The 22,911-nt window shown below is 72.7% G+C and carries 26 protein-coding genes and 1 pseudogene; 19 read left to right on the top strand and 8 right to left on the bottom strand.

Annotated elements, in window-relative coordinates; genetic code table 11:
• The first annotated feature begins 416 nt into the window (after positions 1–416).
• The 4 genes and pseudogenes from Prum_RS40500 (at position 417) to Prum_RS40485 (ending at position 4,124) form a co-directional block, all read left to right on the top strand.
• Positions 417–1,190, top strand: coding sequence for an SDR family oxidoreductase (locus Prum_RS40500; RefSeq protein WP_218577595.1), 774 nt, complete (start codon positions 417–419; stop codon positions 1,188–1,190).
• Positions 1,187–2,191, top strand: coding sequence for a phosphotransferase family protein (locus Prum_RS40495; protein WP_173082290.1), 1,005 nt, complete (start codon positions 1,187–1,189; stop codon positions 2,189–2,191). Before Prum_RS40500 ends, Prum_RS40495 begins: the two co-directional genes overlap by 4 nt.
• Positions 2,192–2,193: 2 nt before the next feature.
• Positions 2,194–3,400 (top strand): annotated as a pseudogene (locus tag Prum_RS40490) (acyl-CoA dehydrogenase family protein).
• Positions 3,401–3,410: 10 nt separating this feature from the next.
• On the top strand, positions 3,411–4,124 hold the full coding sequence (locus Prum_RS40485) for a TetR/AcrR family transcriptional regulator (protein ID WP_173082288.1): 714 nt from the start codon (positions 3,411–3,413) through the stop codon (positions 4,122–4,124).
• A 258-nt stretch (positions 4,125–4,382) separates the two neighbouring features.
• Here Prum_RS40485 and Prum_RS40480 read toward each other — a convergent pair whose 3' ends face one another.
• A complete protein-coding gene (locus Prum_RS40480) occupies positions 4,383–4,781 on the bottom strand; it encodes a hypothetical protein (protein ID WP_173082286.1) in 399 nt (132 codons plus the stop codon).
• A gap of 72 nt (positions 4,782–4,853) precedes the next feature.
• Here Prum_RS40480 and Prum_RS40475 point away from each other — a divergent pair, with 72 nt between their 5' ends.
• Positions 4,854–5,078: a hypothetical protein gene (locus tag Prum_RS40475; protein WP_218577594.1), complete on the top strand. Its 225-nt coding sequence runs from the start codon at positions 4,854–4,856 to the stop codon at positions 5,076–5,078.
• Between the two features lie 128 nt (positions 5,079–5,206).
• On the opposite strand, the gene Prum_RS40470 is transcribed toward Prum_RS40475, so the two are convergent.
• A complete protein-coding gene (locus Prum_RS40470) occupies positions 5,207–5,824 on the bottom strand; it encodes a DUF6230 family protein (protein ID WP_173082282.1) in 618 nt (205 codons plus the stop codon).
• A 250-nt stretch (positions 5,825–6,074) separates the two neighbouring features.
• Here Prum_RS40470 and Prum_RS40465 point away from each other — a divergent pair, with 250 nt between their 5' ends.
• Positions 6,075–6,686, top strand: a complete 612-nt coding sequence (locus Prum_RS40465) for a sigma-70 family RNA polymerase sigma factor (RefSeq protein ID WP_173082280.1) — start codon at positions 6,075–6,077, stop codon at positions 6,684–6,686.
• Positions 6,679–7,581: a zf-HC2 domain-containing protein gene (locus Prum_RS40460; protein ID WP_173082278.1), complete on the top strand. Its 903-nt coding sequence runs from the start codon at positions 6,679–6,681 to the stop codon at positions 7,579–7,581. The genes Prum_RS40465 and Prum_RS40460 overlap by 8 nt, the downstream gene beginning before the upstream one ends.
• On the opposite strand, the gene Prum_RS40455 is transcribed toward Prum_RS40460, so the two are convergent.
• Complete coding sequence (locus Prum_RS40455; RefSeq protein ID WP_173082276.1) at positions 7,568–8,515, bottom strand: LysR family transcriptional regulator; 948 nt, start codon at positions 8,513–8,515, stop codon at positions 7,568–7,570. The two genes, Prum_RS40460 and Prum_RS40455, sit on opposite strands and share 14 nt — an antisense overlap.
• Before the next feature lie 68 nt (positions 8,516–8,583).
• Between Prum_RS40455 and Prum_RS40450 the strand changes: the two genes are divergently transcribed.
• The 9 genes from Prum_RS40450 to Prum_RS40410 all read left to right on the top strand — a co-directional run bounded on the left by Prum_RS40450 (position 8,584) and on the right by Prum_RS40410 (position 17,669).
• Positions 8,584–9,456, top strand: coding sequence for an FAD binding domain-containing protein (locus Prum_RS40450; RefSeq protein ID WP_173082274.1), 873 nt, complete (start codon positions 8,584–8,586; stop codon positions 9,454–9,456).
• Between the two features lie 3 nt (positions 9,457–9,459).
• A complete protein-coding gene (locus tag Prum_RS40445; protein ID WP_173082272.1) occupies positions 9,460–9,945 on the top strand; it encodes a (2Fe-2S)-binding protein in 486 nt (161 codons plus the stop codon).
• Entirely contained in the window at positions 9,942–12,335 is a 2,394-nt protein-coding gene (locus Prum_RS40440) for an aerobic carbon-monoxide dehydrogenase large subunit (RefSeq protein ID WP_246278427.1), read from the top strand. Before Prum_RS40445 ends, Prum_RS40440 begins: the two co-directional genes overlap by 4 nt.
• Before the next feature lie 146 nt (positions 12,336–12,481).
• On the top strand, positions 12,482–13,240 hold the full coding sequence (locus tag Prum_RS40435) for an XdhC family protein (protein WP_218577593.1): 759 nt from the start codon (positions 12,482–12,484) through the stop codon (positions 13,238–13,240).
• 13 nt (positions 13,241–13,253) lie between these two features.
• Entirely contained in the window at positions 13,254–13,934 is a 681-nt protein-coding gene (locus Prum_RS40430; protein WP_218577592.1) for an SRPBCC family protein, read from the top strand.
• A complete protein-coding gene (locus tag Prum_RS40425) occupies positions 13,931–14,755 on the top strand; it encodes an isocitrate lyase/PEP mutase family protein (RefSeq protein WP_173082268.1) in 825 nt (274 codons plus the stop codon). Before Prum_RS40430 ends, Prum_RS40425 begins: the two co-directional genes overlap by 4 nt.
• 183 nt (positions 14,756–14,938) lie before the next feature.
• Complete coding sequence (locus Prum_RS40420; protein WP_173082266.1) at positions 14,939–15,697, top strand: pectate lyase; 759 nt, start codon at positions 14,939–14,941, stop codon at positions 15,695–15,697.
• A 307-nt stretch (positions 15,698–16,004) separates the two neighbouring features.
• Positions 16,005–16,391, top strand: a complete 387-nt coding sequence (locus Prum_RS40415) for a YunG family protein (RefSeq protein ID WP_173082264.1) — start codon at positions 16,005–16,007, stop codon at positions 16,389–16,391.
• A 114-nt stretch (positions 16,392–16,505) separates the two neighbouring features.
• On the top strand, positions 16,506–17,669 hold the full coding sequence (locus Prum_RS40410; RefSeq protein ID WP_173082262.1) for an MFS transporter: 1,164 nt from the start codon (positions 16,506–16,508) through the stop codon (positions 17,667–17,669).
• Here the strand turns inward: Prum_RS40410 and Prum_RS40405 are convergent.
• The 5 genes from Prum_RS40405 to Prum_RS40385 form a co-directional block, all read right to left on the bottom strand.
• Complete coding sequence (locus Prum_RS40405) at positions 17,644–19,146, bottom strand: MFS transporter (protein WP_173082260.1); 1,503 nt, start codon at positions 19,144–19,146, stop codon at positions 17,644–17,646. The two genes, Prum_RS40410 and Prum_RS40405, sit on opposite strands and share 26 nt — an antisense overlap.
• Before the next feature lie 111 nt (positions 19,147–19,257).
• On the bottom strand, positions 19,258–19,467 hold the full coding sequence (locus Prum_RS40400; RefSeq protein WP_173082258.1) for a hypothetical protein: 210 nt from the start codon (positions 19,465–19,467) through the stop codon (positions 19,258–19,260).
• Between the two features lie 24 nt (positions 19,468–19,491).
• A complete protein-coding gene (locus tag Prum_RS40395; protein ID WP_173082256.1) occupies positions 19,492–20,268 on the bottom strand; it encodes an isocitrate lyase/PEP mutase family protein in 777 nt (258 codons plus the stop codon).
• Positions 20,265–20,456: a hypothetical protein gene (locus tag Prum_RS40390; RefSeq protein ID WP_173082254.1), complete on the bottom strand. Its 192-nt coding sequence runs from the start codon at positions 20,454–20,456 to the stop codon at positions 20,265–20,267. The genes Prum_RS40395 and Prum_RS40390 overlap by 4 nt, the downstream gene beginning before the upstream one ends.
• Positions 20,453–21,028, bottom strand: coding sequence for a cytochrome P450 family protein (locus Prum_RS40385; protein ID WP_173082252.1), 576 nt, complete (start codon positions 21,026–21,028; stop codon positions 20,453–20,455). Before Prum_RS40385 ends, Prum_RS40390 begins: the two co-directional genes overlap by 4 nt.
• Before the next feature lie 199 nt (positions 21,029–21,227).
• Between Prum_RS40385 and Prum_RS52810 the strand changes: the two genes are divergently transcribed.
• From Prum_RS52810 to Prum_RS40375, 3 genes are read left to right on the top strand one after another with little or no spacing between them, the layout of a single operon-like run.
• The gene (locus tag Prum_RS52810; RefSeq protein WP_246278426.1) at positions 21,228–21,470 is read left to right on the top strand and encodes a hypothetical protein; all 243 of its coding nucleotides are present in this window, start codon (positions 21,228–21,230) and stop codon (positions 21,468–21,470) included.
• Positions 21,443–21,709: a GNAT family N-acetyltransferase gene (locus Prum_RS52805; RefSeq protein ID WP_371871336.1), complete on the top strand. Its 267-nt coding sequence runs from the start codon at positions 21,443–21,445 to the stop codon at positions 21,707–21,709. Before Prum_RS52810 ends, Prum_RS52805 begins: the two co-directional genes overlap by 28 nt.
• The gene (locus Prum_RS40375; RefSeq protein WP_173082250.1) at positions 21,706–22,881 is read left to right on the top strand and encodes a saccharopine dehydrogenase family protein; all 1,176 of its coding nucleotides are present in this window, start codon (positions 21,706–21,708) and stop codon (positions 22,879–22,881) included. The genes Prum_RS52805 and Prum_RS40375 overlap by 4 nt, the downstream gene beginning before the upstream one ends.
• Positions 22,882–22,911 lie beyond the last annotated feature (30 nt).

The raw sequence follows: 22,911 nt of genomic DNA, 5'->3' as shown, positions 1-22,911 counted from the left end.
CGCATCACCGCCACGGTCGTGGGCAATGTCCCATCCGGCCAGCGCTGCGCCGCCGCGGGCCGCGGGTGACCCGTGAGTAGGGGCCCCTCCTGGGAGATCGGGCGTGAGTGGGGCGCCCCTGTACAGCTCAGCGCGGGTACAGGGGCGCCCCGCTCACGTCGGGACGCCCAATAGGGGCCCCCTTTAGGGTGCTCAACCCGGCCCACCCGCCCCACCCCGCCGATCAAGGAATACCCCGTCGATCAAGGGCATACGGCCGTGGTTTAGAGATCGAAGCACGGCCGTATGCCCTTGATCGGCGGGAAGAGAGGGCGGCGCGGCGCGGCGCGGGGATAGGGCGGCGCGGTGGGGAGTGGAGGGGTGAGGGGTGGGGCGTGGCATGCTGGGCGGACGTTACCAAGGAGTAGGAGCGAGGAGTGGGAGGCAGCCAGGTGGAGGGCCGACTCGACGGGAAGGTCGCGCTGGTCACGGGCGCGAGCCGGGGCATCGGGTACGCCGTGGCAGCGCGGCTCATCGCCGAAGGGGCCAGGGTGTGCGTGACCGCGCGCAAGGCGGAGCCACTCGCCGAGGCGGCCGCGGCGCTGGGCGGGCCCGGGTACGCCATCGCCGTACCGGGGAAGGCGGATGACGCCGACCACCAGGCGGAGGCGGTCGCGCGTACGGTCGAGACGTTCGGGAGCCTCGACATCCTGGTCAACAACACCGGCATCAACCCGACGTTCGGGCCGCTGCTCGACGTGGACCTCGCGGCGGTGCGCAAGACGTTCGAGGTGAACGTGCTCGCCGCCATCTCCTGGGTACGCCAGGCCCGCGACGCGTGGCTGGGCCAGCATGGCGGAGCCGTCGTCAACATGTCGTCCATCGCCGGGCTCGGTCCCGCGCCGGGGCTCGGGGCGTACGCGGCGAGCAAGGCGGCGCTGATGCAGCTGACCGAGCAGCTGGCCGTCGAGATGGCCCCGGCGGTACGGGTCAACGCGGTCGCCCCCGCCGTCGTGAAGACGGTCTTCGCCACCGCGCTCTATGCGGGCCGCGAGGAGCAGGTGTCCGCCGGCTACCCGCTGGGCCGGCTCGGGGTGCCGGAGGACATCGCCGCGGCCGTCGCGTTCCTGGTCTCCGCCGACGCCTCCTGGATCACCGGGCACACGCTGGTCGTCGACGGCGGCCTCACCCTCGTCGGAACACTGGGATGAGCCCACCGGGGCTCGACCTCGCCCGGCTGCGGGACTACCTGGGCAGCGCACACGAGCTGAGCGCCGAGGTGATCGCCGGCGGCAAGTCCAACCTCACCTATGTCCTGCGCGACGGGACGCACACCTGGGTGCTGCGCCGGCCGCCGCTGGGGCACGTGTTGCGTACCGCGCACGACATGGCCCGCGAGCACCGGGTGATCAGCGCGCTCGCGCCGACCGCCGTGCCGGTGCCCCGGACCGTCCTGCTGTGCGCCGACGCCGAGGTGATCGGCGTGCCGTTCTATCTCATGGAGTACGTCGACGGCACCGTCTACCGCACCGCCGAGCAGACCGCCGGGCTCGGGCCGGAGCGGGCGCGCACCCTGGCGTACACGCTCGTCGACGTCCTCGCCGACCTGCACGAGGTGGACCCCGAGTCGGTGGGACTCGGCGACTTCGGGCATCCGGCCGGATTCCTGGAGCGGCAGCTTCGCCGCTGGAAGGCCCAGCTCGACGCGTCCCGCAGCCGCGATCTGGCGGGCATCGACGAGCTGCACGCACGGCTCACGGCGAGCACGCCGGCATCCATGAAAAGCGGCATCGTCCACGGCGACTACCGCCTCGACAACGTCATCGTGGGCGCCGACGGCCGCGTGGCCGCCGTACTCGATTGGGAGATGGCCACGCTCGGCGACCCGCTCGCGGACGTCGGCCTGCTGCTGGTCTACTGGGACGGGCTGGCCGGGTTGGGCAGCAACGCGGTCTCCACCGCGGTGCACCCGGGCGCGGGGTTCCCGTCCGGCGACGCGCTCGCCGCCCGCTACGCCGCCCGCCGTGGCGCCGACCTGACCACATTGGACTGGTACATCGCCTTCGGCTACTTCAAGCTCGCGGTCATCGCCGAGGGCATCCACTACCGGTTCGTGGCGGGTAAGACCGTCGGCGCCGGGTTCGACCACATCGGCGAGGTGGTCGAGCCGCTGGTCGCCGCCGGCCACTCCGCTCTGTCGAAAGAGGACTGACCATGGACTTCGGTTACGACGCGACGACCGAGGACCTCCGCGCGCGGTTGCTGTCCTTCATGGACGAGTACGTCTATCCGGCCGAAACCGTCTTCGCCGAGCAGGCCGGCGCGGGTCCAGAGTGGACCACTCCCCGATCGTCGAGGAGCTCAAGGAACGGGCCCGCGAACGCAAGCTGTGGAACCTGTTCCTCCCGCACCACCCGGCCGGCGCCGGCCTCACCAACCTCCAGTACGCCCCGCTCGCCGAGATCACGGGGCGCAGCCCGTACCTGGCGCCGGAGGCGCTCAACTGCGCCGCGCCGGACACCGGCAACATGGAGGTGCTCGCGATGTTCGGCACGCCGGCGCAGCAGGAGCGCTGGCTGGCGCCGCTGCTGGCCGGGGAGATCCGGTCTGCGTTCTGCATGACGGAGCCGGACGTCGCCTCCTCCGACGCCACCAACATCGCCACCCGGATCGAGCGCGACGGCGACGCGTACGTCGTCAACGGGCGCAAGTGGTGGTCCAGCGGCGCGATGAACCCCCGCTGCGAGATCCTCATCGTGATGGGCAAGAGCGACCCGGAGGGGCCGCGGCACCGCCAGCAGAGCATGATCCTGGTGCCCGCGAGACGCCCGGCGTGACGGTGCGGCGGGGTATGCGGGTGTTCGGCTACGGCGACGGTCCCCATGGCGGTCATGCCGAGATCACGTTTGAGGGCGTCCGCGTACCCCTGGAGAATTTGATCGCGACGGAGGGTGACGGTTTCGCGATCGCCCAGGCACGGCTCGGGCCCGGGCGTGTGCATCACTGCATGCGGCTGATCGGCATGGCCGAGCGGGCGCTGGAGCTGATGTGCCGCCGCGCGGCGGCGCGGGTGGCCTTCGGCCGCCCGATCGCCGAGCACGGCGTGGTCGCGGACTGGATCGCCGAGGCCCGGGTACGCATCGAGCAGGCCCGCCTGCTGGTCCTCAAGACGGCCTGGCTGATGGACACGGTGGGTAACAAGGAGGCACACACGGAGATCCAGGCCATCAAGATTGCCACCCCGCAGATGGCCGAATGGGTGCTGGACAAGTCGATCCAGGTGCACGGCGCCGGCGGGGTGAGCCAGGACTTCCCGCTCGCGCAGCTGTGGACGGCGGCGCGGACGCTGCGCCTCGCCGACGGCCCGGACGAGGTGCACCGCGCGGCGCTGGCCCGCCGGGAGATCCGCCGGTACGCCTGAGCTGGACCCGATGCGGCACTATGAGGAGATGTCGGAGTTCGCCCCGCTGGGCACCGGGATCCCCGGGTCACGGTCCGCCACCGCCCCCGATCGGCGGCTGCCGCGGGGCCGGCACGACCTGCCCCGGGAGTTCGTGGCGCGGACCCAGCGCGACCGGCTGATCGACGCGATGGCGCGGACCGTCGCGGAGAAGGGGTACGCCAGCACGTCGCTCGGTGACGTGTGCACCGCCGCGGGCGTGTCGACCCGGGCGTACTACCAGCACTTCGCCGACAAGGAGGCGTGCTTCCTGGCCGCCTTCGAGAAGGGCGTGGAGCTGCTGCAGAAGAGCGTCGTCGTCGCGTACGGGCAGCCGGGGCGCTGGCCCGAGCGGATGCGGCGCGGCCTCGGCACGCTGCTGCACCTGCTCGCGGCGGAGCCCGCGTTCGCGGCGCTGGCGGTGGTGGAGGTGCTGGCGGCGGGGCCGCGGGCGATCGCCGGGCGGCGTGCGCTGCTGGGCAGCTACGTGGACTTCTTCGACGACGCGCCGCGCCGGGGCGGCCAGCCGGAGGTGCCCCGGGTCGCCGTCGAGGCCGTCATCGCCGGCGTGTACGGCGTGATCTACGACCACGTGTCGACGGGGCGCGCGGCGGAGCTGCCGGATCAGCTGCCCGGGTTGACGTACGCGGTGCTGTCCCCGTTCATCGGCCCCAAGGCGGCGGCCGCCGCGGCCGGACTCCCCTGAGGGTTGCTCTCCCCCTCGCCCTCGCCCCTCGCCCTGGCCCCAAAAGGGCTCCCCTATACCCGCTGAGACGGTGACAGGGGAGCCCTCCTCACAATTCACGCCCAAGAGGGCTGCCCTTTGGGGAGAGGCCGGCCACGGCGCGCGCCGATCAAGGGAAACCAGCGCGATCAAGGGCAAACGGTCGTGGCTCGGAGATCGAACCACGACCGTTTGCCCTTGGTCGACGGGGGACGAGGCCGTCGACGGGGATCCGGAGCGCTACGCCGTCACGGTGATCGGGGACGCGGGGTCCGTCGTGTTCGCCACCTCGTACGTGGCGCGGAAGACCGCGCTCGTCGCCGCGGTCGGGCAGCCGAGGCCGCCGGTGACGCGGATCGGGACGTTCACGCCGGCGGAGAAGTCCAGCCGGGGCGGGGCGCCGTCGACCCACGGGCCGGTGATGGTGGCCGGGCCGTCGGGGGCGACCACGATCGTGCAGGACGCCAGGCCGGAGATGGTGGTGACCACGCCGCCGGTCGGGATGGTCATGGTGCCGGTGGAGCCGGCCGGGTCGTACTGCAGGGCGATGGACCAGTCCCCGTTGGTGTTGTTGGTGACGCTGGTCGCCGTCGTGAGGAAGATGCCGGTCGGGCAGGCGCCGCCGTTGTTGTTGAACACCGGCGGGGCGACGACCGAGGTGACCGGGCCGTCAGGGCTGGCGTTGCCGGGCTCGGCGGGACGGCGCCGGTGGTGGTGGACGTGTTGCAGGCGACCGTGACGCTGCCGACCTGGAAGCTGGCGGTGGTGCCGGCTACCAGGGAGGCGCTGAAGCTGTGCCCGGCCGGGGTGACGGTGGTGGAGGACGCGGCGAGCGCCGGCGCCGCGGGGACGACCGCCAGGGAGGCGGCGACCAGCGCGGCGAGGACAGCGGCGCGCCGGAGGGTGGGGACGGGTTGCCCATCTCGATCTCCTTGATCGTAGGCAGGACGGGGGCGGGGAATCCCCTGATCCAGAAAATGAGGCTTTTCTGGATTGCTCGTGACGCTATTCCCAAGCGTCGATCTAGTCAAGGGACCCCCGCCCCGGCCCGGAGCCGCGACGTACTAGAAGCACTCGTCCTTGCCCGAGCTGACCTTCATCCGCAGGCCAGAGAGCTTGAACGTGCCGGCGTTGGTGGACCACGCCACCTGCTGCAGGTTGTCGATGTGCACCTTGTCGGCCTGCTGGCTGAACAGTCCCTGCAGGCCCTGCGCGCCCGGCGGGCCCTTGTCCAACGTGGAGGCGTCGCGGCCGATCTCGATGTTGGTGAAGGTCGCGTTGCCGTCCATCTGCGCCATGTCGACGAACATGTTCTCCGCCACCACCGGCGTCTTCGCACCAGCCGTGAGCTTGAGGCTGATGTCGCCGACGAAGGGCAGCGTGGTGAGCACCGACTGGCACAGGTTGGTCAGTTCCGCGTGCTTCATCGCGGCCACGGCGACGGGCTCGGCCGAGCCGTCGGCGTGTTGGTCGATCCAGCCGTAGTTGACGAAGCCGTTCGCGTCCAGGGTGTCCGCCGAGACCTTGAACTGCTGCCCGGAGACCATGAAACCGGCCGCCAGGACACCGTTCGAGATCATGATCAGCACCGCCGCGGTCACGGTCGTGACCACGCCAACGGCCACCGCGAACCGCCGCCACTGGGTACGGCCGGCGGCCGGGACGCGGTACGTAGCGCTCATACCATTGTTCCTCTCCGTGAGGGCCAATCGAGCAATCCAGAAAAGCCTATGCTTCTGGGTGGACGCACGGTATCCCCGGGGCCACGACGCGTCAAGATCTGAAGACTTCCTTAAATCTTCCTTAGGTTCGATCCATGCCCGGCTCAACCCCGTATGCGAGGACAACAAACGATCACGACTGGTTGGGGGACCGCGTGTGGAAGCTCTCATGTCATCGCCACGCCACCTAGAAGCGCGGCCGGAAACGGCTATGGCGTCCGGCGACGATGCCTGGTGGCGCCGCCCGGCGACGAGCCGCGGCCGACATTCTCGAACACCTGCGCGTCCGGTCGGGCGGACGGCCAACCGGACCGGCATCCATCGGGCCGAAGGCGGCCTGCTCCGGAGCCTGTACGACCAGCACGCCGAGCCGCTACTCATGATCGCCCTGAGCATGACCGACGGCGACCGGCGGATGGCCGAGGAGGTGGTACGGGAGACGCTCCTGTCGGCCTGGCGGGACGTCGACCAGATCGACGTGGCCGCCTCGTCGCTGCGCCCCTGGCTGGTCAGCCTGGCGCGGCGGATCGTCGACGACTGGCGGCGGGAGCCGGACGACGGCGCGCCGGTCAACCGGTCGCCGGTGGTGGAGGCCGCGGACGACGTTGGGCAGGCATTGCAACGCATGATGGTGCTGGACGGGCTGCGCGCATTGCAGCAGCCCGACCGTGAAATCCTCGTCGAGGCGTACTTCCGGGGACGCGGCGTGCGCGACGTCGCCGCCGAGCTGGGGTTGCCGCCGGAGACCGTCAAATGGCGGCTCTTCTTCGCCCTTCGCGCCCTGCAAAAGGTCCTTCTTGGACCGGGGAGTGACGATGTTTGATCCCTGCGTCCACCCTGACGTGGGCGCGTACGCCTTGGGCCTGCTCGAACCGGACGAGCTCGCGGCGTACGAGCGACACCTGCGCGGCTGTGCCGATTGCACCCGGACCCTCGCGGGCCTGGACCCCTTGGTGCAACTGCTCGGCACGGTCGACGCGGCGAGCCTGGTGGCCGCGACCGGTGCGGGAATGGGCCATCGATTTCCCGAGCGGCCACCCGAACCGGTCGTCACTCTTGTCCAGCGCCCCCGGCCGGCGCACCCGTACACCCGGCGGCTGACCCTGGCGGCGGCCGCCGCCGCGGTCGTGGTGCTGGTGGGCCTCGTGACCTACGTGGCCCGCTCCAGCGTGCACACGCCGGTCATCCCGCTCGCCGAGCCGCCGCCGGGCGCGGCCGCGGCGACGGCCACCACCGCTCCCCCGCCGCGCACGGCGCCGGCGAGCAACCGACCGGCCGCCACGACCTCGCCCCCGCGCCGGAACACCGGCCCGGAGCCGAGCCCGCCCCGGCGTACCCCGGCATCGACCCCGACGCCGACGCCCGGCGCGTCCGCGACGGACACCATCAAGGTCGGACCGGCCGGCGGAAACGGAAACGCCGAGCGGTACGACGGCAGCGACCCCGCGACCGGCACCACCGCGCAGGTCGAGGTGGTGCCGACGGCGGCCGGCGCCGACGTCACGCTGACCCTCGCCCACCTGTCCGGGCCGCGGGAGGGCACGCTGCTCGCCGTAACGACGAAGGGCACGACCGAGACCGCGCTGCGCTGGCGGATCCCGGCCGGCACCGACGAGGTCACCCTGCTCGGCGGCACGACCAGCAAGGCATTCGAACGCTTCGACGTGGTCGACGAGAACGGGCGGGTCCTCGTCACCATCCCGGTCAACTCCAAATAGTCACATACACCGGCGGACGGAACCGCGACGGCGGCACACCGGCACCCGGCGAGCACATCAGCTGCATCGCGTCCGGGGTGCCGAGGAAGTTGCGCAGCCGGCGGGCCGCGTCCGAGCGGCGGTCCGCGCCGAGCGTGGTCACGTGCCAGCAGGCGTGCACCGGCGTGCGTTCGGTGTCCACGATGGACAGCTCGCCGCGGCGCAGCTGGCGGCTGACCAGTCCGGAGACCGCGGGCGCGACGCCCGCGCCATCGGCCGCCGCGGCCCACGCCGCCGTCTGGTTCGGAAAGACCTCAATGCGCTCTTCGGGTACGCGGAATCCGCGCAGCAGCCGGCCGGTGTCGCTGTCCGGGTCGGCGCCGGACGGGTCCACCAGCCACCGCCAGCGACCCGGCGGGCCGGCGTGGCGCACGCGCGGCGCGCCGACCACCACCATCCGGTAGCGCAGCACCGGCTCGGAGGTCAGGCCCGCCTCCGGATCCGACCCGAGGTCGGGGCCGAGCGCGACGTCGGCCAGGCGGTTGGGCAGCAGCACCCGCATCTCCGCGGCCGACGCCACCCCGGACGACGTCTCGATCGCTCCGCCGAACCGGCGGCCGAACGCCTCCACCAGCGGTGTCGCGATGAACTCGGCGATCGTGCTGGTGACCAGCAACCGCAGCTGGGCGGGGGCGCCCTGCCCGGCGCGCACCGCGGCCTCCGCCTCCGCGCCGAGCGCCACCATCTGCGACGCGATGCCGAAGAGCCGGTTGCCGCCCTCGGTCAGGGCCATCGCGTTGCCGTCGCGGATCACAAGCTGGTCGCCCAGGTGCTGGCGCAGGGCAGCCAGCGAACGGGACACGGCCGGCTCGCTGACTCCGAGCACGTCGGCCGCTGCCTTCACCGACCGCAGGCGCGCGACGAGCACGAAAACCCCGAGCTGTGTGAGGGTCACAGCAGTAGTCCTAACCTTTCGGTTATCGCGGTATTGCTAGCCTCTCACAACGCTCCCACCATGGCATAATGCAGGTTCCCGCGCACTTTGAGTATGAACGGGCAACCAGCGTCGACCATGCCCTCACCCTGCTGGCTAAGTGGGGCAGCGAGGCGCGCGTCGTCGCGGGCGGGCACAGCCTCATCCCGATGATGAAGCTGCGGCTGGCACGGCCCGAAGCACTCATCGACATCAATGATCTTGACGAGTTGGCGTACATCCGGCTGTCCGGCGACGCTCTGGTCATCGGGGCGATGACCCGGCACGCCGACCTGCTCGCCTCGCCGCTGGTGGGCGAGCATTACCCGATCTTCCACGACGCCGAACGGGTGATCGCCGACCCGATCGTGCGCAACCGCGGCACCGTCGGTGGCTCCCTCTGCCAGGCCGACCCGTCCGAGGACCTGTCGGCGGCGTTCGCGGCGGTCGACGCGGCGGCGGTGATCCGCGGCCCGGACGGCGTCCGCACGGTGCCGGCCCGGGAGTTCCACGTTGGACCGTACGAGACCGTCGTCGGCCCCGGCGAGCTGCTGATCGAGCTGTCCGTGCCGGTCAAGCCGGGCGGCGGCAGCGCGTACGAGAAGGTGGAGCGCCGGGTCGGCGACTGGGCGGTGGCGGCCGCCGGCGCCGCGATCTGGCTCACCGGCGACACGGTCTCCGACGTGGGCATCGGCCTCACCGCGGTGGGCGCCGAGCACTTCCACGCGCCGGAGGCGGAGGCGTTCCTGCGCGGGTCGCCGGCGACCGACGAGAACCTGGCCGAGGCCGGCCGGATCGCCGCCGAGCACTGCGAGCCGGCGGCCGACCAGCGCGGCCCGGCCGACTACAAGAAGCACCTGGCCGGCGAGCTGACCGTGCGCGCGCTGCGCCGCGCGGTGGCACGAGCGAGAGGGACGGCGTAACCCATGCAAATCACCGTCACGGTGAACGGGCAAGAGCACACCGCGGACGTCGAGCCGCGGCTGCTGCTCGTCCACTTCCTGCGCGACCAGCTCGGCCTGACCGGCACGCACTGGGGCTGCGACACGTCCAACTGCGGCGTGTGCACGGTGTGGCTGGATGGCACTCCCGTGAAGTCCTGCACCGTGCTGGCCGTCATGGCGCACGGCCGCACCGTGCGTACCGTCGAAGGGCTCGGCCACGACGGCGAGCTCGACCCGGTGCAGCAGGGCTTCGTCGAGTGCCACGGGCTCCAGTGTGGATTCTGCACGCCCGGCATGATGCTGACCGCCCGCTGGCTGCTCGACCGCAACCCGGATCCGTCCGAAGAGGAGATCCGGGAGGCTATCTCCGGCCAGTCCTGCCGGTGCACCGGCTACGAGAACATCGTGCGGGCGGTCCGCTGGGCCGCCGAGCACCCGGCTCCTGCCGTCAGCGAGGTGACGTCGTGACCACTGTGGATTCCCCGCCCATCGGCTTCGGGCGGATGCACCGCAAGGAGGACGCCCGGTTCGTACGCGGCCGCGGCACGTACGTCGACGACGTCAACCTGCCCGGGATGCTGTACGGCGCGGTGCTGCGCAGCCCGTACGCGCACGCCCGGATCGTCTCCATCGACACCAGCGCGGCGCAGGCCCACCCCCGGGTCAAGGCGGTCATCACCGGCCAGGTCCTGGAGAGCCTCAAGCTCGCCTGGATGCCCACCCTGTCGTACGACACGCAGGCCGTGCTCGCCACCGACAAGGTCCGCTTCCAGGGCCAGGAGGTGGCGTTCGTCGTCGCCGAGGACAAGTACTCGGCGCGAGACGCCCTGGAGCTGATCGACGTCGAGTACGAGCCGCTGCCCGCCGTCGTGGACGCCCGCAAGGCCCTCGACCCCGAGGCCCCGGTGATCCGCGACGACAAGGAGGGCAAGGCCAACAACCACATCTTCGACTGGAGCGCCGGGGACGAGGCGGCCACCGACGCCGCGTTCGCCCGCGCCGAGGTCGTGGTCGCGCAGGACGTGCTCTACCCGCGCGTACACCCGGCGCCGCTGGAGACGTGCGGCGCGGTCGCCGACTTCGACAAGGTCACCGGCAAGCTCACCATGTGGTGCAACACCCAGGCGCCACACGCGCACCGCACCGTGTACGCGCTGGTCGCCGGCCTGCCCGAGCACAAGATCCGGGTGATCTCGCCGGACATCGGCGGCGGCTTCGGCAACAAGGTCCCGATCTACCCCGGGTACGTCTGCGCGATCGTCGGCTCGATCGTCACCGGCAAGCCGGTCAAGTGGATGGAAGACCGCTCGGAAAACCTGATGAGCACCGGCTTCGCCCGCGACTACCACATGCACGGCGAGGTCGCCGCCGACCGGGACGGCAAGATCCGGGCGCTGCGGGTGAAGGTCATCGCGGACCACGGCGCGTTCAACGGCACCGCCCAGCCGACCAAGTTCCCGGCCGGCTTCTTCCACGTCTTCACCGGCTCGTACGACATGGAGGCGGCGCACTGCGCGGTCACCGGGGTCTACACCAACAAGGCCCCCGGCGGCGTCGCGTACGCCTGCTCGTTCCGCATCACCGAGGCGGCCTACCTGGTCGAGCGCCTCATCGACGTGCTGGCGTACGAGCTGAAGATGGACCCGGCGCAGCTGCGCATGAAGAACCTGCTCAAGCCCGAGCAGTTCCCCTACCCCAGCCCGACCGGCTGGGAGTACGACTCCGGCGACTACCCCAAGGCGCTGCGCCTGGCCATGGACATCGCCGGCTACGAGGAGCTGCGCAAGCAGCAGGCGGCCGAGCTGCAGAACTGGCTCGCCGGCGACCACACCGGCACGCTCACCGGCATCGGCATCAGCTTCTTCACCGAGGCGGTCGGCGCCGGACCGCGCAAGCACATGGACATCCTCGGACTCGGCATGGCGGACGGCGCCGAGCTGCGGGTGCACCCGACCGGCAAGGGCGTGCTGCGCATCTCGGTGCAGTCGCAGGGCCAGGGGCACGAGACGACGTACGCCCAGATCGTCGCCGAGGAGCTGGGCATTCCGGTGGACGACATCGAGGTGGTGCACGGCGACACCGACCAGACCCCGTTCGGGCTGGGCACGTACGGCTCCCGCTCCACCCCGGTCTCCGGCGCGGCGACCGCCGTCGTGGCCCGCAAGGTGCGCGAGCGGGCCAAGCTCGTCGCGTCCGCGATGCTCGAGGTGGACGAGGGCGACCTGGAGTGGGAGAAGGGCCGCTGGTACGTGCGCGGCGACCGCGAGCAGGGCAAGACGATCCAGGAGATCGCGATGGCCGCACACTCCAGTTTGGAGCTGCCGGACGGCGTCGAGGGCCACCTGGACGCGACCACCGTCTACAACCCGCCCAACCTCACGTTCCCGTTCGGCGCGTACATCTGCGTGGTGGACGTCGACCCGGGCACCGGCCAGGTGAAGGTGCGGCGCTTCGTGGCGGTGGACGACTGCGGGGTGCGGATCAACCCCACCATCGTCGAGGGTCAGGTCCACGGTGGACTCGCGGACGGCGTGGGCATGGCGCTGATGCAGCTGATCGCGTTCGACGAGGACGGCAACTGCCTCGGCGCGTCCTTCATGGACTATCTGCTGCCGACCTCGGTGGAGTGCCCGTCGTGGGAGCTCGGCGAGACGGTCACCCCGTCGCCGCACCACCCGATCGGCGCCAAGGGCGTCGGTGAATCCGCCACGGTCGGATCGCCGGCCGCGGTCGTCAACGCCGTAATGGACGCGCTCAAGCCGTTCGGCGTACGGCACGCGGACATGCCGCTCACCCCGGCCCAGGTGTGGCGGGCGATCCAGGGCCGCCCACTACGCACAGACCTGGCAATCCAATGAGGAGCGAGGACCGCGGCGCGGCGCCGCTTTCCCAGCGGCGTCACGAGCATGCGACCCCCGCGGACACCGCCGCCGCTGGGAAGGCGGAGCCTTCGGGCGCCGCGGTCCTCGCGACCAGGAGTTACGGTTACGGTCGGTCGGATCTGTTGCTGCGTGCGGAGGACCTGCGAGCCCGGCGGACGCCGTTCGTGCTCGCCACGGTCGTCCGCGCGCAGCGGCCGACCAGCGCCAAGGCCGGCGACAGCGCGCTCGTGCTGCCGGACGGCACGCTGGACGGCTTCGTCGGCGGCACCTGCGCCGAGTCGACGGTGCGCCAGCAGGGCTTGCGGCTGCTCGCTTCCGGCGAGTCGACGCTGCTGCGCATCACGCCGTCACCGTCGTCTTCCGATGAGCCCGACGAGGGCTCGATCACCGTCGCCAACCCCTGCCTGTCCGGCGGCGCGCTGGACATCTTCCTGGAGGCGATGATCCCGCCCCCGCTGGTGCACGTCCTCGGCGCCGCGCCGGTGGCGCGGGCGCTCTGCGAGATCGGCAAACCACTCGGGTACGACGTGGTCGCCACCGAAGACCCCGGGGTCGCGGTGCCGGCCGACGCCGTGGCGGTGGTGGTCGCCTCGCACGGGCGCGACGAGGAGCCGGTGCTGACCGCCGCGCTGCGGGCCGGCGTGCCCTACGTGGCGCTGGTGGCCAGCCGCAAGCGGGGCGCCGCAGTACTGTCCACACTGGACGTGTCCGAGGTGGACCGGGCCCGGGTGCACTCCCCCGCCGGCCTGGACATCGGCGCCCGTACCGCCCCGGAGGTGGCGCTGTCGATCCTGGCCGAGATCGTGGCCAGCCGGCCCCGGTCGGCGGCGCCCCCACCGGTGGTGCCGGCTTCGGCGGCGTTCCTGCCGGTCATCGAGTAAGAGAGAGGTTTCCGTGCGGCTGGACAACGAGTTCGTCGTGCCCCGCCCCGTCGACGAGGCGTGGGCGGTGCTCACCGACATCGAGCGGATCGCGCCCTGCATGCCCGGCGCAAAGCTGACCGAGATCGACGGCGACGACTACCACGGCACCGTCAAGGTGAAGGTCGGCCCGGTGGTCGCCCAGTACGCCGGCGTGGCCCGCTTCCGCGAACGCGATGCGGACCGGCACCACGCGGTGCTGGAGGCGACCGGCAAGCAGAGCGGCGGCCCGGGTCGCGCGTCCGCACTGGTCACCGCCGACCTGGCCGCCGAGGGTGAGGGCAACACCCGGGTCACGGTCAGCACCGACCTGAGCATCGCCGGCCCGCTGGCCCAGTTCGGCCGGGGCGCGATCGCCCAGGTGAGCGGCCGGCTGCTGGACCAGTTCGTGGCGGAACTCCGCAACACCGTCCTCGCGGACGCTCAGCCTGCGCCCGCAGCGCCCCCGGTGGCCGCCCCTGATCTGGAGGCACCCCCGCCGCCGCCCCTCCCGCCGCGGACCCGGCCCCGCGAACCTGCTCCGGGTAGCCGCCGGCCCCATCCTGATCCGCCTGATCCCCCCGGTGCTCATCGTCGCCGCGGTCATCCTCCTCCTGATCTGGCTCATCTAACGCCGGTGCGCGTGTCGTACCTGCGTGGTGGACTGGCGGCATGACTTCGGAGCACCTTGAGAAGACCCGGGCTTTCCACGCGCTGCACGTCGCCGGCACCCCGCTCGTCCTGCCCAACGCGTGGGACGTCGCCAGCGCCTGCCTGGTGGAGGAGGCCGGGGCCGCGGCGGTCGCCACCACGAGCGCGGGCGTGGCCTGGAGCCTCGGCGCGCCGGACGGCGACCTACTCGACCGCGACCGCGCGATCGACCTCGTGGCCCGCGTTGTCGCCGCGGTAGACGTGCCGGTCACCGCCGACATCGAGAGCGGGTTCGGGGCCGATCCGGCCGGGGTCGCCGACACGATCCGCCGCCTGCTCGACGCGGGTGCGTCCGGCGTCAACATCGAAGACGCCCACCGCGACGGGCTGCGGCCGGTCGACGAGCAGGCCGCCCGGATCGCCGCGGCGCGGCAGGCCGCCGACGCCGCCGGGATCCCATTGTTCGTGAACGTGCGTGTCGACACCTACCTGCTGCGGGTGGGCGACCCGGCCACCCGCCTGCGCGAGACGCTCGACCGCGCGTCGGCGTACGTCGCGGCCGGCGCGGACGGCGTCTTCGTCCCGGGCGTCACCGACCCGGCCACGGTCGCCGAGTTGTCCGCCTCGATCGCCGTCCCGCTCAACATCCTGGCCGGGCCGGGCGCGCCCACGATCGCGGAGTTGGGCAGGCTCGGCGCCGCCCGGGTCAGCGTGGGCTCGTCGGTCGCCCTGTCGGCGTACGGGTTGGCCCAGCGGGCGGCTCGCGAGCTGTTCACCACCGGGACGTACGACGCACTGGCCGGGGCGCTCGACTACGGCAGGCTCAACGAGTTGCTCCGGCATTGACGGTTATGCGGGTCTTGCCCTAGCCTCGACGGGAGGAAACCGCTTTCTTCGGGAGGTCTATGGCGTAACCGCCCTGGTTCGCCACGCGGGGACGGTCGCGTTCCGTCCCCGGCTCTCCGCACGGTGACCTGGGCGCTCTTGCCGCACATCGTCCAGCAAGAGTCCCCATTGGAAGGTCACGACATGTCAATACGAGCACTCAGCAGATGGCGTGGTGGCGTCATCGTCGGGGCGGCCGCCGCCACCCTCGCCGCCGCCGGCGTGGTCGGCGCACATCTGGCCGCCGCCGACACCCCGCCCGCCACCGGGCAGGTCACCCTCACCGCAACCATGGCCGTCAGCGGCACCTTCGACGGCGCCAACCGCCGGTTCATCGGCGGCGGCGACCTCGGCGGCGGCGGTCAGGAGGAGGGTCAGGACCCCCTGTTCCAGCTCGCCGACGGCGCCACCCTGGAAAATGTGATCATCGGGTCGCCGGCCGCCGACGGCGTGCACTGCGCGGGCAGTTGCACGCTCCGCAACGTCTTCTGGGAAGACGTCGGCGAAGACGCCGCCACGTTCCGCGGCACCGGCGCGACGGTCGTCATCGAGGGCGGGTCCGCCAGCAACGCCGACGACAAGGTGTTCCAGGACAACCGGGGCGCAGGCGGTTCGGTGACGATCCGCGACTTCGAGGTGGACACCTTCGGCAAGCTCTACCGCTCCTGCGGCAACTGCTCCACCCAGGCCCGGCGCGACGTGGTGCTCAGCAACGTCACCGCGACCGCGCCCGGCGGCGTGCTGGTCGGCATCAACGTCAACTTCGGCGACACCGCGCGGCTGTCCGGCGTCACCGTCGACGGCGACATCGGCCTGTGCGACCTCTTCGAGGGCAACGACACCGGCGACGAGCCGGAAAAGGTCGGCGAGGGCCCCGACGGCACCAACTGCGTCGCCTCCTAGGACCCGCGGCGCGCGCCGATCAAGGGCTTCTGCGTCGATCAAGGGCATACGGTCGTGGATCGGAGATCAAACCACGACCATTCGTCCTTGATCGACGTGAAAGCCCTTGATCGACGCGCCGCTGCGCCACGCGCGCCGCAGCGCCACGCGCGCCGCAGCGCCACGCGCGCCGCAGCGCCACGCGCCGCACCCGCCCGACGCCGCGTTGATCAGGGACGGGCTCCCCGGCGCGCCGCAACCCGCCCGAGCCGTTCCCTGATCAACGGGGATAGAGAGGAGGAGGCGGGGCGTGGCATACGCTCCGGACATGCCGACGTGGACCTTGAACGATGTGGAGGGCGCGTTCCGCGGGGCCTGGGGCCGGGACACCTGCGACGAGCACGACCTGGCCCAGTGGCGGACGGATAACAAGGCCCGCGGGCAGTGTGGGGTGACCGCGCTGGTCCTGCGCGAACTGATCGGCGGCGACCTGCTCTTCGGCGACGTACGAGTCGCCGGGGTACGCACCGGCGGCCACTGGTGGAACCGCCTGCCCGGCGGCCTGGAGGTGGACCTGACCCGCGAACAGTTCGGCCCCGACGAGGTCGTCACGGGCGGCGAGGTCGTGGACGTGCCACCCGGTCCGCCGCGCCGCTGCCGCGAGCAATACGACCTCCTGCGCGCCCGCGTCCACACCCACCTGGGCCTGTCGTGAGCCGGTCCTACGTGGTCACCGGCGGAGGGCGGGGCGTCGTGGCGAGCTTCATCACCGGCGCGACCGTGCCGGTCGACGGTGGACGGTCGGTGCTGGCCCAGGACCCGAGGGCTGATGGAGGCGTACCGGACGCTGCTGCGCGTGCCGGGTGTGCCGGCGCAGGCCGTCGGCGGGCTGCTGGCCCAGGTCACCCAGGGGGTCGCGCCGATCGGCACGGTCCTGATCGTCGACGAGGCCGCCGGCTCGCTCACCGTCGCCGGCCTGGCCGTCGCCGGGTTCTCGCTCGGCGCCGGCGTCGCCCGGCCGGTCCAGGGCCGGATCATCGACGCGCGCGGGCCGCGGCCCGTTCTCGCGGCCACCGGCGCGGTGCACGCCGCCGCGCTGGTGGCGCTGGTCCTCGGCGCGCGGTACGGCGTACCGGCCTGGACCCTGGTCGCGCTCGCCACGCTGGCCGGGCTCGCGCTGCCGCCGGTCTCGGTCACGATGCGGGTCGCCTGGGGGCAGCTGGCCGACCCGGCCGGCCGCACCGCCGCGTACAGCCTGGTCTTCCTGGTGCAGGAGCTGGCGATCCTGGCCGGGCCGCTGGCGTTCGCGGTGATCGTCGCCGCCGTGTCCACCCGGACGGCCGTCGCGGTGGTCGCGGTGGCTGCGGGCGCCGGCACGTTCGCGCTCGCCTGGACGGTGCGCGGCGTGCGCGCGAGCACCGCGGCCGGCCCCCGCTCGAACCCGCTGCGTAGCAACGGCATGCGCCTGCTGTTCGCCGTCGTCGTGCTCGTGGGTGGGACCATCGGGGCGCTGGAGGTCGGCCTGCCGGCCCTGGCGTCCGAACGCGGCGCGCCGGCCGCGAGCGGCGCCCTCGTCGCGGCGCTCTCGCTCGGCGGCATCGCCGGCGCCATCGGGTACGGCGTGCCACGGTGGACGGTCCGCCCGGCGGCCCGCCTCGTCGCGCTCCTCGCCGCGATGGCCGGGGCGCTCGCGCTCGTCGCCGTGCTGGGCCCGCTGGCGGCGATCGGGGTGGCGCTCTTCCTCGCCGGGATCGCCCTCAACCCCGCGCTGACCACGGCGTCCCTGCTCGTCGACGAGCTGACGACGGCGCAGGCCGAGGCGTTCGGCTGGCTGTCGACCGCGATCGGGGTCGGCGGCGCCGCGGCCGGCGCGCTGGCCGGGGTGGTCGGGCAGCGGGCCGGCGCCGCCGGGGCGCTGGCCCTACCGGCCCTGTTCGCGATCGCCGGTGCCCTGCTGGCCCTGCCCCTTACGCGGCCGCCTCCCGCAGGCTGAAGCTCGGCTCCTCGCGCGGCGCCACCTCGCGGCTGGTCACGGCCAGCGTCGCGACGGCAAGGAACGCGAACGCGAGCCCGGCCGCACCGAACGCCCACCCGTACCCGCTGGTCGTGGCGACGTCCACGGCGTCGCCCAGGCCCACACCGCCGCCGGCGCCGCCGGTGTCCGTGCTGGCCACGTGCGTGGTACGCGCCGCGGCCACCGCCATCAGCAGCGCGACCCCGACGGTCGGCCCGACCTCCATGGCGGTGTTCATCATGCCGCCGGCCAGCCCGGCCTGGCGTGGGGTCACGTCGGCCATCGCGAGCACGGTCGAGCCGGAGAACGCCAGCGCCACCCCGGCCGGCAGCAGCACGAGCCCCGGGAGCAGGCCGGTGACGTAGTCGGTGCCCGGCGCCAGCGCGGCCAGGTGCAGGAAGCCGGCGGCGGCGAGCGCGAGCCCGGTGGCGATCACGGCAGGGGCGCCGTACCGCTCGATCGGCCGCCGGCCGATCCGACCCATGACGATCAACGAGATCGCGTACGGCACGAAGGCGACCGAGGTGCGCAGCGGCGACCAGCCCTGGACCTGCTGCAGATACAGGGCCAGCAGCAGGCAGATCACCGAGGAGCCGGCGGCGGACAGGCCGATCGCGAGCAGGGCGATCACCCGCTGCCGGTTGGCCAGGAACGACATCGGCAGCAGCGGCGTCCGCCCGGCCACCTCGACCAGCACGAACGCGCCGAGCAGGATCAGCGCCGCGCCCAGCGGGAGCAGCACCTCCGGCGAGGACCACGCGTGCTCGTCGGTGATCACGAGGCTGTAGCTGAGCAGCGTCACGCCCGCGGTCGCGAGGATCGCCGCCGGCAGGTCGAGCCGCGGCCGATCCACCGTGGACCGGGGCGCGCGGGGCACCAGCCGCGCCGTCAGCAGCAGCGCGAGCGTGGCCACGAAGACCGGCAGCACGAACATCCACCGCCACGACGCCCAGGTGCACGCGATGCCCGCCAGTACGATGCCGGCCGTCGCGCCGAGCACGGACAGCCCGCCCCACCGGACCATCGCGTGGTGGTAGCCGGCCGGGTCAGGGAAGATCCGGCGCAGCACCGACGTCGCGGCCGGCGCGATGAGGGCCGCCCCGATGCCCTGGCCGAACCGGGCGCCGACCAGCGTGGCGTACTGCGGCGCGAACGCGGCCACGGCGGACGCGCCCGCGAAGATCAGCAGGCCCAGGACGAGCATCCGGCGCCCGCCGTACCGGTCGGTGAGCCGGCCGCCGAAGAGCAGCAGGCCGCTGAACGACAGCGCGTACGCCGCGCTGACCAGTACCAGCTCCGAACGGCCGAGCCCCAGCTCACGGCCGATGGTGGGGAGCGGCACGGAGACCACGGTGATCGTGAAGATCAGGGTCGCCTGCACGAGGCCGAGCAGGGCGAACGCCCGCCTGCGCCGGGCACTCGCGCGTCGGGGAAAGGGTACAAGGGCTACTGTCACGGCTCCTCCCGCCAGAGAACCGCGGATGTGTTTCGACCAGTACGTCGACGCTCAGTATTTGGTTCACTACCAGGTGCATCTATTTTCGACGGGAGACCGCGATCTGTCTACTCAGTGCCCGTCGCCGATCTGGCCGCCCAACCAGCGCTGGGTCTGCTGCGTATCCCGCCCGGCCGCGAACCGCTCCTTGCGGAGCTCCGCCTCCCCGGTGGTGGCGGCATCTTCTGTGGAGCCCTGCCGGCGCCGGTCACGCCAGGCCACGAAACCGATGAGGCCGCCGAAGACGGCGGCGAACGCACCGACGATCGTCGCTATCACCATGCGCCGAGGGTAAGCCAGCGACGCTCACCCGAGCAGCCGCTGGATCTCGGCGTAGCCGACCAGGTCGGCCGCGATCGGCCCGCCCTCCGCGACGGCGGCCGCCGTACGCAGCGCCGCGTCCAGGGCCGCCCGGAACAGCAGCGACCCGGTGCTGATCCGCCGCACGCCCAGGCCAGCCAGCTGCGCGACGGTGTGCCGGCCGGGCGCGAACAGCACGTTGAGCGGGGCATCGACCGCCGCCACCAGGGCGGCGATGGCCTCGTCGTCCACCACTCCGGGCACGAAGACGCCGTCCGCGCCCGCGCCGGCGTACTCCTGGATGCGCCGGACCGCCTCGGGCAGCGCGGCCGCCGTCGCGGGCCGCAGCCAGTGCGTGTCGGTGCGGGCATTGACAAACATTTCGGGTACGCGGGCCTTGGCGGCCGCGATCACCTGGCGTTGCCGGTGGATCGGGGCGAGGGTGCCGTCCGGCCGGCCGTCCTCGATGTTGACGCCGGCGACGCCCAACTCGGCCAGCTCCGCGACCAGGTCCGCCACCGCGGCCGGGTCGTCGCTGAAGCCACCCTCGACGTCGACGCTGACCAGGCACGGCAGCCCGCGCAGGCGGCGGGCGAGATCAACGGTCTCGGCGCGGGTCGCGGCGACTCCGTCCGGCTTACCGGCCGCGGCGGCGACGCCGAGACTGGTGGTGCCGACGGCCGGGAAGCCGCGGTCGGCGAGGGCGGCGGCGGAGGCGTAGTCCCAGGCGTTCGGGAGCAGCAGCGGCCGGTCGGCGTGGTGCAGCGCGTGGAACGAGCTCATCCGCTCTCCTCCCCGTGCACGGCGCCGACCGCGATGGCGAGCGCGTGGTCGCGACCGGGGCAGACCCGTGGCTCCCCGCCGAACGGCAACCCCGCCGCGGCCAGATCCACGGTGACCGTGGCGCCCGCGGGCACGGCGACGTCGCCCACCGTCACGTCCACGGTGGCCAGTCGCCGGGTGGTGGTCACCGGCGGCGCCTCGCGCAGCGCCTCGGCGACCGACCCGCATCGCGCCCCTCGCGAATGAGCACCCCGGTCCCCACGTACGCCTGCACGAGAATGCTGATCCGCGCGACGCCCACGCCCCTTCCCGTCGATTCGGGCCTGAGAACTTCGAGATCGGCGAGGAGGGAGGCGACCGCGGTGTCGGCGACGCGCTCGCGCGCGGGGTCTCCCGGGGACAGGTAGACCGCGGCGATCTGCGCTACCGCGGTTACCACGGCGTCGATTCGGTCCGCGGGGACGCCTAGTGCGGACGCGAGGACGGCCACGGGCACGGTCCGGGCGGCTTCCTCGGCGGTGGCCGGGGCGGTCAGCTTCGCGGCCGCCTGGCGCAGGTCGGCCGGGTCCAGCGTGGCCAGCTCCGCCACGACGAGGGCGCGCCGCCGGGCGTGCTCGACGCCGTGGCTGAACCGCACCACCGCCGACCGCAGCCACGCCATGGTGCCGACCGGCCCGGCCGCTCCCGGTGGAGGCGGTACGAAGCGCGGGTCGGCCAGCACCGCGCGTACGTCGTCGGGCCCGCTAAAGACGATCTCCATGCCCCCGACGCTAGGTCCCCACCCTTCGGCCCCGACCGAACAATCCCGCCCCGCCCCGCCGATCAAGGCTTTTCCCGTCGATCAAGGGCGAATGGTCGTGCTTTGATCTCCAAACCACGGCCGTATGCCCTTGATCGACGGCGAAGTCCTTGATCGGCGCGAGGACGCGGCGGCGCAGCGGGGGACTAGATTCGCGGTCATGGCGGAGCTTTCGGTACGGCCGATGACGGACGTCGAGTTCGAGCGGTGGCAACGGCATCTGGCCGAGGAGTTCGCGGCCGAGCAGGTCGCGGCCGGCAACTGGGCAGCGGACGAGGCCCTCCAGCACGCCCTCGACGGCAACGCCGCGCTGCTGCCGGACGGCCTCGCGACCGAGGGCATGCTGCTGCTCAAGGGGTACGCCCGGACGGCACCGTGGTGGGCACGCTGTGGATCGGGCTGACCCATCCGCGCCGCACCCCCGACTGCGCCTTCATCTACGACATCGAGGTCGACCAGGAGCACCAGGGCGCCGGCTACGGACGGGCGCTGCTGGCCGCCGGCGAAGACGCCGTCCGCGCCGAGGGCGTGGGCTCCCTGGAGCTCAACGTCTTCGGCGGCAACACCAGGGCCATCGGCCTCTACGAGTCCTCCGGCTACACCGTGGTAACCCAACAAATGCGGAAGGCTCTTCGGTCATGACGGATCGAGCGTTCGACATCGCCCTGTTCGGCGCGACCGGCTTCACCGGCACGCTCACCGCCGAGTACCTCGCGGCTCAGGCACCGGCCGGTACCCGGTGGGCGCTGGCCGGGCGTGATGGCCGGCGGCTGCGGGAGCTGCGCGACCGGCTCGGCGCGGACGTCGAGGTCGTCGAGGTCGTCGAGGCGGACGCCGCCGATCCCCGATCGCTGCGCGACCTGGCCGAGTCGGCCCGCGTCGTCATCACCACCGTCGGCCCCTACATCCGGTACGGCGAGCCGCTGGTCGCCGCCTGCGCGGAAGCCGGCACCGACTACGTCGACCTGACCGGCGAACCCGAGTTCGTCGACCGCGTCTACCTCGCCCACCACGCCACCGCCGCCCGCACCGGCGCGCGGCTGGTGCACGCCTGCGGGTTCGACTCGATCCCGCCCGACCTGGGCGCGCTGTTCACCGTCCAGCAACTGCCGGCCGACCAGCCGATCCGCATGCGCGGCTACATCAGCGCCAGCGGCCGGCCGTCCGGCGGGACGTTCGACACGGTCCTGACCAACTTCGCCCGCTGGCGCCCGGCCGCCCAGGCGCACCGCGAGCGGCGCCGCGCCGAGCCGGCCGACCCGTCCCGCACGGTCCGCGGCGCCGCCGGCCGCCCGCACCACCAGCCGGCCATCCGCGCGTACGCCCTGCCGATGAACAGCATCGACCCGCAGATCGTCCTGCGGTCCGCCCGCGCGCTCGACCGGTACGGCCCGGACTTCTCGTACGGCCACTTCGCCGCTGTGCGTACCCCGGTAACCGCCGCCGGACTGGCTGTCGTGGCCGGCGGCGCTTTCGCATTGGCGCAGATCGGCCCGGCTCGGCGGGCGCTGCGCCGGCTCCGCCCGCCCGGCTCCGGCCCGACCGCCGCGCAGCGGGCGACCGCCTGGTTCCGGATGCGGTTCGTCGCCGAGGCCGGCGACCAGCGGATCGTCACGGAGGTCGCCGGCGGCGACCCCGGCTACGGCGAGACCGCCAAGATGCTCGCCGAATCCGCGCTGTGCCTGGCCCACGACCCGCTCCCGGCGACCGGCGGGCAGCTCACCACGGCCGTGGCCATGGGCGACGCGCTACGCGCGCGCCTGGAGCGGTCCGGCATCACCTTCCGCGTTCTCAATCTTGCGGAACGTCGATAGGCTGTGCGCATGAGAGATCTGTCCACTGTC

Origin of the sequence: Phytohabitans rumicis, assembly GCF_011764445.1 — a bacterium.
Classification (GTDB): domain Bacteria; phylum Actinomycetota; class Actinomycetes; order Mycobacteriales; family Micromonosporaceae; genus Phytohabitans; species Phytohabitans rumicis.
Note: the sequence above shows the minus strand (reverse complement) of the source record. Positions and strands in the feature narration are given on the sequence as shown.

What these genes read in the sequence shown, in the direction of transcription:
- Prum_RS40495 (WP_173082290.1), top strand. Translation starts at nt 1,187, where the DNA reads ATGAGCCCACCGGGGCTCGACCTCGCCCGGCTGCGGGACTACCTGGGC.
- Prum_RS40485 (WP_173082288.1), top strand. Translation starts at nt 3,411, where the DNA reads ATGCGGCACTATGAGGAGATGTCGGAGTTCGCCCCGCTGGGCACCGGG.
- Prum_RS40470 (WP_173082282.1), bottom strand. Translation starts at nt 5,824, where the DNA reads ATGAGCGCTACGTACCGCGTCCCGGCCGCCGGCCGTACCCAGTGGCGG.
- Prum_RS40465 (WP_173082280.1), top strand. Translation starts at nt 6,075, where the DNA reads ATGGCGTCCGGCGACGATGCCTGGTGGCGCCGCCCGGCGACGAGCCGC.
- Prum_RS40460 (WP_173082278.1), top strand. Translation starts at nt 6,679, where the DNA reads ATGTTTGATCCCTGCGTCCACCCTGACGTGGGCGCGTACGCCTTGGGC.
- Prum_RS40450 (WP_173082274.1), top strand. Translation starts at nt 8,584, where the DNA reads ATGCAGGTTCCCGCGCACTTTGAGTATGAACGGGCAACCAGCGTCGAC.
- Prum_RS40445 (WP_173082272.1), top strand. Translation starts at nt 9,460, where the DNA reads ATGCAAATCACCGTCACGGTGAACGGGCAAGAGCACACCGCGGACGTC.
- Prum_RS40425 (WP_173082268.1), top strand. Translation starts at nt 13,931, where the DNA reads ATGACTTCGGAGCACCTTGAGAAGACCCGGGCTTTCCACGCGCTGCAC.
- Prum_RS40420 (WP_173082266.1), top strand. Translation starts at nt 14,939, where the DNA reads ATGTCAATACGAGCACTCAGCAGATGGCGTGGTGGCGTCATCGTCGGG.
- Prum_RS40415 (WP_173082264.1), top strand. Translation starts at nt 16,005, where the DNA reads ATGCCGACGTGGACCTTGAACGATGTGGAGGGCGCGTTCCGCGGGGCC.
- Prum_RS40410 (WP_173082262.1), top strand. Translation starts at nt 16,506, where the DNA reads ATGGAGGCGTACCGGACGCTGCTGCGCGTGCCGGGTGTGCCGGCGCAG.
- Prum_RS40400 (WP_173082258.1), bottom strand. Translation starts at nt 19,467, where the DNA reads ATGGTGATAGCGACGATCGTCGGTGCGTTCGCCGCCGTCTTCGGCGGC.
- Prum_RS40395 (WP_173082256.1), bottom strand. Translation starts at nt 20,268, where the DNA reads ATGAGCTCGTTCCACGCGCTGCACCACGCCGACCGGCCGCTGCTGCTC.
- Prum_RS40385 (WP_173082252.1), bottom strand. Translation starts at nt 21,028, where the DNA reads ATGGAGATCGTCTTTAGCGGGCCCGACGACGTACGCGCGGTGCTGGCC.
- Prum_RS52810 (WP_246278426.1), top strand. Translation starts at nt 21,228, where the DNA reads ATGGCGGAGCTTTCGGTACGGCCGATGACGGACGTCGAGTTCGAGCGG.
- Prum_RS40375 (WP_173082250.1), top strand. Translation starts at nt 21,706, where the DNA reads ATGACGGATCGAGCGTTCGACATCGCCCTGTTCGGCGCGACCGGCTTC.